Source organism: Pseudomonas sp. TNT2022 ID642, from assembly GCF_028656995.1.
Classification (GTDB): Bacteria; Pseudomonadota; Gammaproteobacteria; order Pseudomonadales; family Pseudomonadaceae; genus Aquipseudomonas.
Genome location: NZ_JAMDGW010000022.1, coordinates 67,416 through 82,307, shown reverse-complemented (window position 1 = coordinate 82,307; position 14,892 = coordinate 67,416). Strand labels below are relative to the sequence as shown.

At 60.9% G+C, this 14,892-nt stretch carries 14 protein-coding genes and 1 pseudogene; 5 read left to right on the top strand and 10 right to left on the bottom strand.

Features of this window, described 5'->3' with window-relative positions; genetic code table 11:
• Positions 1-87 precede the first annotated feature (87 nt).
• The 4 genes and pseudogenes from M5G26_RS29600 to M5G26_RS22425 all read right to left on the bottom strand — a co-directional run bounded on the left by M5G26_RS29600 (position 88) and on the right by M5G26_RS22425 (position 4,516).
• Positions 88-951 (bottom strand): methyl-accepting chemotaxis protein, encoded by an 864-nt coding sequence (locus tag M5G26_RS29600; protein WP_412071277.1) that lies wholly within the window; start codon positions 949-951, stop codon positions 88-90.
• A pseudogene (locus M5G26_RS29595) lies at positions 949-1,173 on the bottom strand (HAMP domain-containing protein); the annotation flags it as partial. The pseudogene M5G26_RS29595 and the gene M5G26_RS29600, both read right to left, overlap by 3 nt.
• A 991-nt stretch (positions 1,174-2,164) precedes the next feature.
• Complete coding sequence (locus tag M5G26_RS22430) at positions 2,165-3,565, bottom strand: aminotransferase-like domain-containing protein (protein WP_150694097.1); 1,401 nt, start codon at positions 3,563-3,565, stop codon at positions 2,165-2,167.
• Between the two features lie 189 nt (positions 3,566-3,754).
• Positions 3,755-4,516 (bottom strand): SDR family oxidoreductase, encoded by a 762-nt coding sequence (locus tag M5G26_RS22425; protein ID WP_016983635.1) that lies wholly within the window; start codon positions 4,514-4,516, stop codon positions 3,755-3,757.
• Positions 4,517-4,619: 103 nt separating this feature from the next.
• Between M5G26_RS22425 and M5G26_RS22420 the strand changes: the two genes are divergently transcribed.
• Both M5G26_RS22420 and M5G26_RS22415 read left to right on the top strand, forming a co-directional pair.
• Entirely contained in the window at positions 4,620-4,757 is a 138-nt protein-coding gene (locus M5G26_RS22420) for a hypothetical protein (RefSeq protein ID WP_191625181.1), read from the top strand.
• Positions 4,754-5,758, top strand: coding sequence for an NADP-dependent oxidoreductase (locus M5G26_RS22415; RefSeq protein ID WP_150694096.1), 1,005 nt, complete (start codon positions 4,754-4,756; stop codon positions 5,756-5,758). Before M5G26_RS22420 ends, M5G26_RS22415 begins: the two co-directional genes overlap by 4 nt.
• Positions 5,759-5,885: 127 nt before the next feature.
• Here the strand turns inward: M5G26_RS22415 and pyrF are convergent, their stop codons facing one another.
• Positions 5,886-6,584 carry an orotidine-5'-phosphate decarboxylase gene (gene pyrF / locus M5G26_RS22410; RefSeq protein WP_162483045.1) on the bottom strand — a complete coding sequence of 233 codons (699 nt, stop codon included), beginning with the start codon at positions 6,582-6,584 and terminating at the stop codon, positions 5,886-5,888.
• 296 nt (positions 6,585-6,880) lie between these two features.
• Here pyrF and M5G26_RS22405 point away from each other — a divergent pair, with 296 nt between their 5' ends.
• The 3 genes from M5G26_RS22405 to xopAW all read left to right on the top strand — a co-directional run bounded on the left by M5G26_RS22405 (position 6,881) and on the right by xopAW (position 9,772).
• Positions 6,881-7,630, top strand: a complete 750-nt coding sequence (locus M5G26_RS22405; RefSeq protein WP_016983639.1) for a response regulator — start codon at positions 6,881-6,883, stop codon at positions 7,628-7,630.
• Positions 7,630-8,679: an ATP-binding protein gene (locus tag M5G26_RS22400; protein WP_150694095.1), complete on the top strand. Its 1,050-nt coding sequence runs from the start codon at positions 7,630-7,632 to the stop codon at positions 8,677-8,679. Before M5G26_RS22405 ends, M5G26_RS22400 begins: the two co-directional genes overlap by 1 nt.
• 235 nt (positions 8,680-8,914) lie before the next feature.
• Positions 8,915-9,772: a XopAW family type III secretion system calcium-binding effector gene (gene xopAW / locus M5G26_RS22395; RefSeq protein ID WP_273916503.1), complete on the top strand. Its 858-nt coding sequence runs from the start codon at positions 8,915-8,917 to the stop codon at positions 9,770-9,772.
• Positions 9,773-10,431: 659 nt separating this feature from the next.
• Here xopAW and M5G26_RS22390 read toward each other — a convergent pair.
• The 5 genes from M5G26_RS22390 to M5G26_RS22370 all read right to left on the bottom strand — a co-directional run bounded on the left by M5G26_RS22390 (position 10,432) and on the right by M5G26_RS22370 (position 14,887).
• Entirely contained in the window at positions 10,432-11,484 is a 1,053-nt protein-coding gene (locus M5G26_RS22390) for an AI-2E family transporter (protein WP_038367546.1), read from the bottom strand.
• A gap of 69 nt (positions 11,485-11,553) precedes the next feature.
• The gene (locus M5G26_RS22385; RefSeq protein WP_273916502.1) at positions 11,554-12,360 is read right to left on the bottom strand and encodes a DUF4892 domain-containing protein; all 807 of its coding nucleotides are present in this window, start codon (positions 12,358-12,360) and stop codon (positions 11,554-11,556) included.
• 115 nt (positions 12,361-12,475) lie between these two features.
• The gene (locus tag M5G26_RS22380; RefSeq protein ID WP_134178212.1) at positions 12,476-13,330 is read right to left on the bottom strand and encodes an alpha/beta hydrolase; all 855 of its coding nucleotides are present in this window, start codon (positions 13,328-13,330) and stop codon (positions 12,476-12,478) included.
• Complete coding sequence (locus tag M5G26_RS22375) at positions 13,327-14,133, bottom strand: alpha/beta fold hydrolase (RefSeq protein ID WP_095051071.1); 807 nt, start codon at positions 14,131-14,133, stop codon at positions 13,327-13,329. The genes M5G26_RS22380 and M5G26_RS22375 overlap by 4 nt, the downstream gene beginning before the upstream one ends.
• Before the next feature lie 310 nt (positions 14,134-14,443).
• Positions 14,444-14,887: a hotdog fold thioesterase gene (locus M5G26_RS22370; protein ID WP_273916501.1), complete on the bottom strand. Its 444-nt coding sequence runs from the start codon at positions 14,885-14,887 to the stop codon at positions 14,444-14,446.
• Positions 14,888-14,892 lie beyond the last annotated feature (5 nt).

Below are 14,892 nucleotides of genomic sequence, written 5' to 3'. Positions count from 1 at the left end.
AACCCTAATCAGCAACACCCGCAGCAACGGATATACCCCAAAAACCCCAAGAGCCTGGTCGGCCCAAAGGCCGCCAAGCCCAAAGCGTCAAAGCCGAAAATGCCCAACCATCCCCCGCAACTCACTCCCCAACTGCGCCAGCTCAACACTCGAAGCCGCATTCCCGCGCATCGCGATCGACGACTGATCCGCACTCGCACGAATACTCGTCACACTGCGATTGATCTCCTCCGCCACCGAACTCTGCTCCTCGGCCGCCGCCGCAATCTGCTGATTCATCTGCTGAATCAACGACACCGCCACCGCAATACTCCCCAGCGCACTCTCGGTCTGCAACGCATCACTCACCGCCAGCTTCACCAACTCCCCGCTGCTCTGAATCTGCTGCACCGACGAATGCGCCGCCGAGCGCAGCGCACTGACCAGCCGTTCAATTTCCTCAGTCGATTGCTGCGTGCGCCGCGCCAACGCGCGCACCTCATCGGCCACCACCGCAAAGCCCCTGCCCTGCTCACCGGCCCGGGCCGCCTCGATCGCGGCATTCAGCGCCAGTAAATTGGTTTGCTCAGCGACGCTTTTGATCACCCCCAGCACCGTCCCGATATTCTGGATTTCCGCACTGAGGCTTTCGATGCTCGAACTGGCCGACGTCGCCGAATCAGCCAATTGCTCGATCCGCGCCATGCTCTGGCGTACCACCTGCTGACCACTCTCGACCTTGTCATCCGCCGTCTGCGCAGCCAACGCCGCCTCTTCGGCATTGCGCGCGACGTCATGCACGGTGGCGGTCATCTGGTTCATCGCCGTGGCGACCTGCTCGGTCTCTTCCTTCTGGCTGCTGACCTCAAGGTTGGTCTGCTCAGTGACCGTCGACAACGATTGCGCCGAACTGGCCAACTGCTCGATCCCCGCCTGCAACCCGCTGACAATCGCACTCAGCCCCGCTCCCATCTGCTGCATCGCCAACATCAACTGGCCGATCTCGTCCCGCCGGGTCACCTCCACGGTCGCACTCAAGTCGCCGGCGGCAATCTGCTGGGCGACCTGAATCACACTGCGCAATGGCGCGACGATGAGTCGAGTAATCAACCACGCAGCCAGCAATCCGACCAACAGCGCCAGCGCCGATGAACCAATGATCAGTAGCGAGTTTTTCTTCAGTTCCGCCTGCATCGCGCCGTCTTCAGCGACATAAGCCTGATTCACCCGCTCGACCACTTGGTCGGCACGCTGGTGCAATTGCTCGTAGACGGTTTTTTCCTGCGCGAGCAATCCGGTGTACTCGGCCAGTTTGTCGTTGAAACCGGCGATATGCCCGGACACTTCATTGAGCACGGTCAGGTAACCCTCGTCCTTGACCGTGGTTTTCAGTTCTTCGGCCTGCGTCTGGGCCTGTGCGGCCTGTTCGATATTGCCTTTGCCGGCACCGTCGGCATCGCCCTTGCGGCTTTGATCGAGGCGAATCCGCGCTTCGTTCATCGCTTGCAGCATCAAGCGCGAGACCTGACTGACCTGGCTGGCCTGCTCAATGAACTGGGCACCGTCCTTGCCCTCGGTGTCCTTCAAGGTATACGCACCGTCATCGGCAAGCCCGGCCTGTAACACATCAAGGTTGTTGGCCACACTGGACACCGACCAACTGGCCATTTCCAGTGCCAGATCCTTGGCCTGCGTCAACGAGACAAACTCGTCGAACGCCTTGCGATAGGCCGCCAGCGACTGCTGCACATCATTCATTACCGGCACATTGGCCGCCGACTGCGCTTTGAGCTGATCAGCCAGAGCAACCAGTTCGTCGACGCCCTTACGCAGGGCATCGGCCGTCTTCGGATCGCCTCGCAAGGCATATTCCTGCTCAAGCAGGCGCACCTTGAGCAAGCCACTGTTGAGCGAGGACATCTGTTTCAGCCCGTCGAAACGCTGACTGATGGTTTGCAGGGACCAGACGCCAATGGCTGCCACCAGCGCGGTCAGCAGCAAAACCAGTACAAACCCGATACCCAGTTTTTTTGCCATACCGAGGTTGGCAAAACGTCCTTGCATGGCCGAAATCATTGCGCGTAGTCCCCTGCCATTGTCAGTAGAGCGAAGAGTCGCAACGGCCATCCACCGGCACAAGTCTCTGGCGTCGGAATAATGGCAAAAAGCTACGCCTGCGTCGTTTTCAGAACGCTTGAGGTCGATCCGAACCGGTGTGGCGGAAAAACTGCCGGGCACGTGGATCACAAGCATAGGCGACGTTGATGCGCAGCCAGTCGCCCGACTCGCCACTGGGGCTGAACGCGTCAGGCGCTGAGAGCAATACGCCGCAGCGTTGCGCCTGCCGACGCACCCGAACCTGATCGGCCATGCGCGAGCGCGCCCAGATGAACAAGCCACCCGCAGGCTTGCCGAAAACCTCCCAGTCGGCGTCTTCCAGAGCCTGCAGCGCGGCCGCGCGATCGGCATTCAGCCGTTGTCGCTGGCGTTGTACCAGTTTGCGGTAAGCGCCACTGACCATCAGGCTGGCCAATACCGCCTCGGAAAACCTCGACACCCCCAGCCCACTGATCATCTTGACCTGCGCCAACCGCCTGACCATTTCGTTGTCGGCGAAAACGAACCCGACGCGCAGCGAACTGCTCAGCGTTTTGGAGAAACTGCCCACATAGATGACTCGCCCCTCATCATCCAGCGCCGCCAGTCGCGTACCGTTACCGGTGTGCAAGTCGGCGTAGACATCGTCTTCGATCAAGCGCAGATCGTAAGTCTTGCTCAGTTGCAGGATGCGTTGCGCCACGCTCGGCGACAGGCAACTGCCGGTGGGGTTGTGATGATGACTGTTGATGAACAACCCGCCGGGCCGGAACTGCTGCAGCAAAGCCTCCAGCGCGTCGACATCCGGCCCGTTCGGGGTGCGACGCACCTCGAGTATGCGTACGCCATGCAGGCGCAGCAGATCGAACAACGGCGCATACCCGGGTGTTTCGACCACCACGCAGTCCCCGGCCTTGAACAAGGTGCGCACGATCAGATCCAGCGCATGGCTGGCGCCGCAGGTACTCAACAACTGCGAACTGCGGGCTTCGATACCGAACAGCTTCAGACGTTTGACGATCTGCTCGCGCAACGCTGGAAGCCCCAAGGGCGTGCTGTAATTGAACAGACTGGCCATGTCGGTGCGCGCCACCTCGCGCAGGGCATAACTGAGGTCGTCAGGCTCGCGCCAGCTTTGCGGCAAACCACCGGCACCCAGCTTCAAACCGCCGACTGTTTCACACACGGCATCGCACCAGGCATACCGGCCTTCGAAGGCCGCCAATTCCTCATCTGCACCACCTGTTGACGGCGCGGCGGCGACGATGAAACCGGTGCCTTGGCATGAGTTCAGAACACCCTGCGATACCAACCGCTCACACGCCTCGACGACACACGACTGGCTGAGCAGATTGCCCCGGGCGATTTGCCGCACGGAGGGCAAACGGGTGGCCGGCGGTACGCCGCTTTGCAGGATCCACTCCGTCAGTCCGTCAACAATCTGCTGCACGACCGGCACCATTGCCTGTCGATCAATTCTCAATTCCATGAGCAAGCAAACTCCTGTCCGTTTTGCTGGCGGCAGTAAATCACAGCCGCGCCGGACAGGCTGTGCGACAACGCCGCCAAAAGCGACCGTTCTAACCGTTTGATACACATTGTTTAAGGGGCTTCACGGAACTGACCGTGATCCACAAAAAGCCCGCAACGAATGCGGGCTGTTTTTCTTGCGCGTTTTTCAGAACGCGGTGACGCCGCCATCCACTGCCAGCGAGTGGCCGGTGGTGAATGCCGCACCGTCGCTGCACAGGTACAACACAGCGCTGGCGATCTCCTCCACTTTGCCGATGCGCCCAACCGGGTGCATGGCATTGGCGAATTCGCCTTTCTTCGGGTCAGCCTCATAAGCGCGGCGGAACATGTCGGTATCGATCACCGCCGGACACACAGCGTTGACGCGTATTTTCTTCTTGGCGTATTCGATGGCCGCCGATTTGGTCAGACCGATCACCGCGTGCTTGGACGCGGCATAGATGCTCATCTTCGGCGCCGCGCCCAGTCCCGCTACCGAGGCGGTATTGACGATCGCCCCGCCGCCCTGCGCCAGCAACAGCGGCAATTGATACTTCATGCACAGCCAGACGCCTTTGACATTGACCCCCATGATCGCGTCGAACTCATCCATCGAGCCGTCGGCCAGTTTGCCTTTTTCGATTTCGATGCCGGCATTGTTGAAGGCGTAGTCGAGACGGCCGTAGGTATTGATGACCTCGTCCATCAGATTCTTCACTTCGCTTTCGACGGTAACGTTGCAGCGCACGAAGGTCGCTTCACCGCCGGCTGTACGAATCAGCGCGACCGTGCCCTCGCCCCCCGCCGCGTCCAGATCAGCGACCACCACTTTCAGGCCTTCGGCGGCGAACGCCTGGGCGGTCGCACGGCCGATGCCGTTGGCTGCGCCAGTGACTACAGCAACCTGACCGGAAAACGTCATGCTCATTGTTATGTCCTCGAAGGGATGGATGCAGGGGATTTGTAGATTCGCAGCATAGTCATTGAGGTCTGCCGCACGTCAGCACTATCCAATGGCTGTTTATGTACCCATGCGTCGCAGTGATAAAACCATCCCGGTGATCATCACTGCACTGGATCGGCGTGCATTCGCCGCATCAGCCAACCTTGCGCCAATGCCGCTGAGGGTCTATCAACAAGGCTTCATTCCGTTCGAGTGCCTGCCATGACCAACCAGACCAATCGCCAGTTCCTGCTCGCCAAACGCCCGGTGGGAGCGGCCAACCGCGAGACCTTCACCTATCAGGAAGTACCGGTCGGCGAACCGGTGGCGGGCCAGATTCTGGTCAAGAACGAATACCTGTCTCTCGACCCGGCCATGCGTGGCTGGATGAACGAAGGCAAGTCCTACATTCCGCCGGTGGGTATCGGTGAAGTCATGCGCGCGCTGGGCGTCGGCAAAGTCATCGCCTCGAACAACCCGGGCTTTGCGGTCGGGGACTACGTCAACGGCGCCATTGGCGTGCAGGATTATTTCCTCGGTGAGCCAAGAGGTTTCTACAAAGTCGATCCGAAACTGGCGCCGCTGCCGGTGTACCTGTCAGCGCTGGGCATGACCGGCATGACCGCCTACTTCGCCCTGCTGGATGTCGGCGCACCGAAGGCCGGTGACACCGTAGTGTTGTCCGGTGCAGCGGGCGCGGTGGGCAGCATTGCCGGGCAGATTGCCAAGATCAAAGGTTGCCGTGTGGTTGGCATTGCCGGCGGCGCCGACAAGTGCAAATTCCTCATTGATGAGTTGGGCTTTGACGGTGCCATCGACTACAAGTCCGAAGATGTCGTGGCCGGGCTTAAACGCGAATGTCCGAAAGGCGTCGATGTGTATTTCGATAACGTTGGCGGCGACATCCTCGATGCGGTGTTGAGCCGCTTGAACATGAAGGCGCGTGTAGTGATCTGCGGCGCGATCAGTCAGTACAACAACAAGGAAGCGGTCAAAGGCCCGGCCAACTACCTGTCGCTGCTGGTCAATCGCGCGCGGATGGAAGGTTTTGTGGTGATGGACTATGCCGCGCAATACGCCAGCGCGGCGCAGGAAATGGCCGGCTGGATGGCCAAGGGGCAACTCAAGAGCAAGGAAGATATCGTCGAAGGCCTGGAGACGTTCCCGGAGACGCTGATGAAATTGTTCAGCGGTGAGAACTTCGGCAAGTTGGTGTTGAAGGTTTAAGGCCAGCACAAAAACCAATGTGGGAGCGAGCCTGCTCGCGAAAGCGGTGGTTCAGTCGATACTGACTTCGACTGATACACCCTCTTCGCGAGCAGGCTCGCTCCCACATTTGGATCTTCAGTGTGGCTTAGGCGATTTCGGCTACAACCGACGCCAGCGCCTGTGCCGGATCCGCCGCCTGGCTGATCGGACGGCCGATCACCAGATAATCGGAACCGGCATCCAGCGCCTGACGCGGAGTCAGAATGCGGCGCTGATCGTCCTGCGCGCTGCCCGCCGGACGAATCCCCGGGGTCACCAGTTGCAGCGACGGATGCGCGGTTTTCAGTGCCGTGGCTTCCAGCGCCGAGCACACCAGACCGTCCATACCAGCCTTTTCGGCCAGCGCGGCCAGACGCAGCACTTGCTCTTGCGGCTCGATATCCAGACCGATACCGGCCAGGTCTTCACGCTCCATGCTGGTCAGCACGGTCACGCCAATCAGCAGCGGTTGCGGGCCGCTGCGCTTGTCCAGCTCTTCACGGCAAGCAGCCATCATGCGCATGCCACCAGAGCAATGCACGTTGACCATCCACACGCCCATCTCGGCAGCAGCTTTCACGGCCATCGCGGTGGTGTTGGGAATGTCGTGGAATTTCAGGTCGAGGAATACTTCAAAACCCTTGTCACGCAGGGTACCGACAATTTCTGCGGCGCAACTGGTGAACAGTTCCTTGCCCACTTTGACCCGGCACAGTTTCGGGTCCAACTGGTCGGCCAGCTTCAGTGCGGCGTCACGGGTAGGGAAATCCAGGGCGACGATGATAGGAGTCTGGCAGGCGGACATGAATGGGCTCTCAGGCAGGTCGAAATCGGCGCGCATTGTAGCGGAACCGGCGGCGGCGCGGCACCCGATGATCGGTAAATCGTCGCGCCGGCCGTGATCAGCATAGCGCTCGCTGCTATTGTGTCGACTCCGATACACAACCGACACGCCAGCAACAAGCACCCGCGCTAGCCTCGCCAGCCGCAATACGTCCTTACATCAGCACTTCCCGCCTCACGGCCGGACGCCTATGCTGAAACCACAACCTCGCAGCCCATCTTTTGTGGTTGGCGGCCTACTGGCAGATGAACAGCCTCATGCACAACACCCAAATGACCGCGACGGATGAGCCTAAAGACGACAAGCGCTGGAGCATTCGTGCGCTGATCGTCGATGACGACGTGCCGATCCGCGAGCTGATGATCGATTACCTCGCGCGCTTCAACATCCACGCCAGCGGCGTCACCGACGGTGCGGCAATGCGTCAGGCGCTGCTGGCCGAGCATTTCGACGTTGTCGTACTGGATCTGATGCTGCCCGGCGAAGACGGCTTGTCGCTGTGCCGCTGGCTGCGCGCCGAATCGGACATCCCGATCCTGATGCTCACCGCTCGCTGCGAACCGACCGACCGCATCATCGGCCTGGAACTGGGCGCTGATGACTACATGGCCAAGCCGTTCGAACCGCGCGAACTGGTCGCGCGCATTCAGACCATCCTGCGCCGGGTGCGTGATGACCGTACCGAACAACGGGCCAACATTCGTTTCGACAACTGGCGCCTGAACAGCGTCCTGCGCCAATTGATCGCTGACGATGGCCTCGTGGTGCCGCTGTCCAACGCCGAATTCCGTCTGCTGTGGGTGTTTATCGAACGCCCGCGCCGGGTGCTCAGCCGCGAGCAATTGCTCGACGCGGCCCGGGGTCGCTCAATCGAAGCGTTCGACCGCAGCATCGACCTGCTGGTCTCGCGTCTGCGGCAGAAACTCGGCGACGACCCGAAAGCCCCGCAGTTGATCAAAACCGTGCGCGGTGAGGGTTACCTGTTCGACGCGCGAGACATCGGCTGATGCGGGCGCGCTTCGACACGCTGTTCGGGCGCCTGTTTGGCGTGCTGTTCGTGGCGATCGTCCTCGCGCACCTGCTGGCTTTCACCTGGTTCCGCCTCTACGGCCCGCCCCCGCCTCCGCCACCTCCGGAGTTCTCCCAAGGCGCCAACGGCCAAACGATGGCGCAGGACCCGCGCTACCCGCCACGGCCCCCGCGTCCGTGGTTCGGTGGCCCGGTGGTGCCGCTGACCTTTCAATTCATCACGCTGATGATCGCAGCCTGGTACGGCGCGAAACTGCTCAGTCGCCCGATCCAGCGCCTGAGCGACGCCGCCGAACGCCTCAGCGAAGACCTCGACAGTCCGCCGCTCGACGAGTCCGGCCCGCGCGAAGCACGGCAAGCCGCGCACACCTTCAACCTGATGCAACGGCGCATTCGCGAACAGGTGCAGCAGCGCGCGCGGATGCTCGGCGCGGTGTCCCACGACCTGCGCACACCGTTGTCACGCCTGAAACTGCGTCTGGAAAACATCAGCGATGAAAAGCTGCAAGGCCAGATGCGTCAGGATCTGGACGACATGATCGGCATGCTCGACGCCACCCTCACCTACCTGCACGAACAGCGCACCAGTGAAGCCTTGCAGTTGATGGATGTGCAGGCGCTGGTCGAATCGCTGTGCGAAAACGCTCAGGACCAAGGTGCCGACGTGCAGGTCAGCGGCCATTGCGCACCGTTGCCGGTACAGCCGATGGCGTTGCGTTCGTGCATCAATAACCTCATGGACAACGCCCTGCGTTACGCCGGGCAGGCGCGGATTGAACTGCAGGATCAGCGCGAACAACTGCTGATCCGCGTGATCGACCACGGCCCGGGGATTGCCGAGGACAAGCGCGAAGCGGTGTTCGAGCCGTTCTATCGACTGGAAGGCTCGCGCAATCGCAACTCCGGCGGCGTCGGTCTCGGAATGACCATCGCTCGCGAGGCAGCGCTGCGTCTGGGTGGCCAACTCAACCTCGAAGAAACCCCCGGCGGCGGCCTTACCGCCATTATTCGCCTGCCGCGCCTCTGAGAACATCACCGACTCACTGTGGGAGCGAGCCTGCTCGCGAAGGCGTCAGTTGATCCAATATCTCTTTTGTATGCACTGGCCTCTTCGCGAGCAGGCTCGCTCCCACAGGGTTCGGGGGTGTCCATTGCATCGTGTGTACCCACCGGTACAAATCCCACATACCCCCGACAACTTGCGCCCTGACGCTGCATAAGCCGGTACACCCACCGGTTTTCCATTCCAGGGAGTGAGTCCGATGATCGGTAGCGTCAGCAACTACACCAGCTATACCAGCACCAGCAGCACCACCACGCAAAACGCCCGCAGCCAGCAACTGCAAAAAGAACTGTTTGCCAAACTCGACAGCAACGGCGACGGCGCGGTCGATCAGGACGAACTGAAAAGCGCCCTGTCGCAGAAATCCGACGACGGCCTGTTGGTCAACCTGAGCAAGCAATTCGGCGACCTGGACAGTGACGACAGCGGCAGCCTCAGCGCCGAAGAAATGACCGCCATGGCGCCCCCGCCGCCACCGCCACACGATCAAGCACCGGACACCGACCTCGCCGACGCCCTGATCAGCGCCCTCGACACCGATGGCGACGGCGCCATCAGCGGCGACGAACTGAGCAGCGGCCTGACCAGCGCCGGCAGCACCGCCGACAGCAACGAAATCTTCTCCGCCCTCGACAAGAACAAGGACGGCACCGTCAGCCAGGACGAACTCACCGCCAGCCTGACCCCACCGCCACCTCCGCCACCACAAATCAACAGCGACGAACTGTTCAGCCAACTCGACGCCGATGGCGACGGCAGCGTGACCGCGACAGAACTCAGCAGCGCACTGCAAACCAGCGACAGCGCGACTTCAACCACCAGCACTGACACCAGTGCCGCGCTCCTCAAGGTTCTCGATAGCGACAGCAGCGGCGGTGTCAGCAGCGACGAGCTCAAAGCGGCTTTACAGGCAGGCCGTGAACGACCTGACGAAGAACAGACCGCTTCGACCCAGAGCACCACTGAAGCCCTGAACCGCATGATTGCCAATCTGAGCAAGCAGTACTCGCTGGAGAAAACGGCGTCGGTGGGCAAGTATTTGAATGTGGCGACTTGAGTCGAAGCCATTATTTGCCGCAGACAATCAAAAGCCCCTCACCCTAACCCTCTCCCCGAGGGAGAGGGGACTGATCGAGGTGTTTGGACGAGTTACGCCGACGTGAAATACCGAGTCGTACTCAGATTCTGAAACAGATCAAAAGCCCCTCACCCTAGCCCTCTCCCCGAGGGAGAGGGGACTGATCGAGGTGTTTGGGAGAGTTACGCCGACGTGAAATACCGACTCGAACTCAGATTCTGAAACAGATCAAAATCCCCTCACCCTAGCCCTCCCGAAACGTCGGACCGCCCGTAGAGAGAGGGGACTGATCTGAGGCGTTTGGACGAGTTACACCGACGTGAAATACCGAGTTGAACTCAGATTCTGAAACACATCAAAAGCCGAACACCCCACGCTCTTCACCACTCAATAGGCCGAGTGTCAGCTCGCCTGCTTTTGATCTTGATCCACGAGCGACGTCGGAAGGCTGAGTGGAGGGATTGATCCGGGCGTGGGAGCGCAGCGACCGTTTGGCGCAGCCAAACACCGCGAGAGGGAGCAAGCCTTTGGGGTTCCCTTTTCGGCGTTTGGAAAAGGTGACCCGCCGTAAGGGCGGAACCCTAAGCAGCCGTTACCGCAGCAACGGATATTCACCCAAAACCCAAAACCCAAAACCGCTAGCGCCGCTCCTCAACCCGCCCCTGACTCTTGCTCCAATCCGTCAACAAACTATAAGCCACCGCCAACAACGTAGGCCCGATAAACAACCCGATAAACCCAAACGCAATCAACCCGCCAAACACCCCAAGCAACACAATCACCAACGGCAAATTCCCCCCGCGACTGATCAGATACGGCTTGAGCACGTTGTCCACGCCACTGATGATGAACGTCCCCCAGATCCCGAGAAACACCGCCATCCCATACTCACCCTTCCACGCCAGCCAGGCCGTGGCCGGCACCCACACCAACGGCGGCCCCATCGGAATCAGACTCAACAGGAAGGTGACAATCCCGAGCACCAGCGCCCCCGGCACCCCGGCAATCAAAAACCCGATCAACGCCAGAACCGCCTGCGCCGCTGCCGTGCCGATCACCCCGTTGACCACGCGCTGCACAGTCCCGGCGACCAGCTCGATGTAATAGCCCGCGCGATCACCGATCAAGCGCTCCAGCAAACTGTGCACAAAAGCCGCCAGCCGTGGCCCGTCACGATAGAAAAAGAACACAAAGACAATGCTCAACGTCAGCTCGAGAATCCCGCCGCCAATCTGCGCACTGCGCGCCAACAGCCAGTTACCTACCTGCCCGAGATACGGCTTGACCGAGACCATCAGCGCCGCACCTTGCTGATCGATGCTGTCCCATAGTCCCACCAGCCGCTCACCAACAAACGGCACAGCCCCCAGCCAGGCCGGCGCTTCCGGCAGACCGTCGACCTGCACATCCTTGATAAACGCCGTGGCATCGCGCACATGATCGGCCAGGTTGAACCCCAGCCACACCAGCGGCGCCGCCACCAACAGCATCCAGCCCAGTGTCAGAATCGCCGCAGCCAGCGATTCCCGGCCATTGAGCCAGCGGGTCAACAGGCGCATCAGCGGCCAACTGGCAAACGCCAGCACCGCGCCCCAGAACAGTGCCGACCAGAACGGCGCCATCACCCACAGGCTGGCACCAAACAACACCAGCAGCAGGATCTGCACCAGCAGGCGATCATTATTGAGCATGTGATGTCTCGAAAAAGTCAGTCAGGCAAAGAGTAGGCGAACACGCCGCGCGTGCTCGCCTGAAACAGCTTAACGCAACAGATCGATGCGCAGGCCAGCCCCTTCGACACTGCCGGTTTCCATGCGTGCCGCCCGCACACCCTGATTGATCAACGCCTGACGCCAGGCTTCGGCCTTGGGCCCGGACACCGTCACCCGCAATGTCGTGTCGAGATTGAGACCGCGGGAAATCAGTCGCAGCCAAGTGTCATCCGGCTCATTTACGCGATCAGGAAAGTCCAGCTCACCGGTGCTTTTGAGCTGACGCAACAAGGTTGCCGAAGTCGGCAGCAACTCACCCAGCGGTGCCACTGCCTCGAACTGTTCGACATGCAGATAGGCTTTGCGATTGCCGCGGGTGATGCTGTAAAGCGCCACCAGCGTGTTGTCACGCGGTGCCGCCAGTCTCAACAGCAGGTAAGCCTGTTGCTCGTCGGCACCATACAGTTTGGCGTTTCCGAACACCTCGTTGGCCCACAGGCTGCTTTCGCCGCAATCACGGGCCTGACACCAGAACAGCAATTCGGCGTCCTGTTTTTGCAGGGCTTCGCGAGCAGCGGTAAAGGCTTCGGTGGCGGAGTGTTCGGGGGGCAGCTCGTAAGTGACGGAGGTGGTCTGGCCACGGGCGGTGACCTGGCCGTCGAAGCGCAGTTGCCCGCTGATCTTGCGGATCGAGCCCAGCGGATAGATGCGCTCCAGTTCAACCGGAGGGCGATAGTCGACGATCTGTGCATCGGCCAGACGCGGCACGATCTGCAGATCCTGACTGCCCGGCACATCGACGGCGAACGAAACGGTACTGAAACAGCACAGTGCCAACAGACTGAGTGACCGCATAGTCAGGCTCATCGGATCGGCAATGCTGGATGATTCGAGGTCGCAGCGGTGTAGAAATCCATCGTGATTGTCTCCCATTTCAACCCGCCCAGCCTCGACAGTTGCCCGCAGCAAGTCAAGGAATGGCGAAGAACCGATTGAAACAGTCTGCGACAAGGATCGCCCCGGCCTCATCGTTCAGGTGCAAATGGTGCCCGCCCGCCAACTGTTCCCGGCTAAAGGGTAGACGTTCCAGCAATTCGGGATGTTTGGCCAGCATGCCATCAGCAGCGACCACCAGATGCGCCGGACAACTGACCCGCAGCGCGAAAGCCATCGCCTGCTCCTGGGTCAGGCGCAGCGGCGATGGCAGGGTCAGGCGATTGTCGGTGCGCCAGGTGTAACCGCCCGGCACCGGCATCAAGCCGCGCTGGGCCAACAATTCGGCGGCCTCTCGACTGACCGCCACCAGCCCCTTCATCCGCGCCTCGATCGCACGATCGAGGGTGTTGTAGACCGGTTTGCGCTTCTCGCGCAGATCCAGTTGCGCTTGCAGGGCCATGCCCATGCGCTCGGCGGCATTTTCGCCTTTGTCTGTAGGAGGAATGACGCCGTCGATCAGCGCCAGATGGCTGATGCGTTCCGGCAGCGAACCTGCCAGCACCATGGAAACGATGGCGCCCATCGAATGCCCGAGCAGGCCGAAACGCTTCCAGCCCAGTTGTTCGGCGACTTGCAGCACGTCATGGGCGTAATCCCACAGGGCATAGCCGGCGCCGTTCGGCCGATGCCCGGAATGCCCGTGCCCGGCCATGTCCAGCGCGATGATGCGCAAGCCTTTGAGCTTGGGCGCCAAACGGGCAAAGCTGTTGGCGTTGTCGAGCCAGCCATGCAGGGCGATCACTGGCAAACCGTCCTCGGGACCGAACAAATGCGCGGCCAGCTCGATATGCGGCAGGCTCAGGCGCACTTCTTCGAAGGTCGGGCTCATGCGCAATCCTTGTCCTGGCGGTTTTCCCAGCGGGTGAACAGATTCTTCAACAACCGAGCGGTGTCCTGCGGCCGTTCGAGTGGAAACATGTGGCCACCGGGCATGCTCAGTGCCTCACCCTGGGCCAGACGCGAAACGAAACGGGTGTGATGGCGCATTACCACGCGACTCTTGTGCCCGCGCACCACTGCCAGCGGCACCTGCAATTGTCGGGTGCGACCGGGACTCGTGTGGGGCACGCCGCGATAGATGCTGATTTCGGTCGCCGGATCGAAACGCAGGCGCAGCTTGTCGCCGACCTGGTGCAAACCATGTTGCAGGTAGGCATCGAAGCATTCTGGATCGAAACCACGGAACAGTGTCTTGCCAGCAAAATAGCTGCGCGCACTGTCGAGGTCGGCGAATTCTTCCCGCCGGCCCAGGGTGCGGCCCGCCGGGGTCAGTCTGTCGATGAAGCCAAAACGCTTGGCGGCACGGATCACCCACTGATCAGTGCGAGTCAACACGGGTGAATCAAGCATCACCACACCGCGATACAGCTCAGGGCAGCGCAGCGCCGCGTGCAGGTGCAACACCCCGCCAAAGGAGTGGCCAACGCCCCACACCGGTTGATCCTGCTGCTGCAAATGGTGGATCAACTCGTCGACGAGGTTGTACCAATTGTCATCAGCCGGGAAACGCGGGTCATGGGCATGCTGCTCCAGATGCGCAACCCGGTACTCGGGCGCCAGCGCCGCGAACAACTTGCCATAGGTGCCCGAGGGAAACCCGTTGGCGTGGGCGAAAAAGATTGGTTGCGACATACGGGCAAATCCATGAGCGGGAAACGTGGCGTTGATTGTCCGTAAGACCGCGCCTTACAGCAATGACCGTAACTGCCAGGAATGATGACAGTCCGGTCAGGGCTATGGTGAGTCAGTCGGATCGCTACCCCCTCACCCCAGCCCTCTCCCCCAGGGGGGCGAGGGGGAAAGGGAGCCGATCTCCATGCTTTTCCGAATCTGTATTCGACGCGGTATCTCAGGTCGATGAAGCACGTGAAAACAACGAGGTCGGCCCCCTCTCCTTCTGGGAGAGGGCTGGGGTGAGCGGCTGATCACTGAAGAACCCCACTCAACGCACCGGCGGCTGCTCACCCAACGGCACCACCGCCATGGTCAGCCGCGACACACAACTGGCCTTGCCCTCATCGCTGGTCAAACGGATATCCCAGACATGGGTGGTGCGACCGATGTGAATCGGCTTGGCCACCGCCGTCACCCGCCCACTGCGCAAGCCGCGCAGATGGTTGGCGTTGATCTCCAGTCCCACGCAATAAAACTTGCTGGCATCGATACACAGATAACTGGCCATCGAACCGACGGTTTCCGCCAGCACCACCGACGCGCCGCCGTGCAGCAAACCGTAGGGCTGATGGGTGCGATGGTCGATGACCATGCTCGCTGTCAGCGATTCTTCGTCGAACGCTTCGAAGCGGATGTCCAGCACTTCGCCGATGGTGTTCTTCTGGATTGCGTTCAACTGCTCGATGTTCGGAGTGGTACGCCACAAGCTCATCGCAG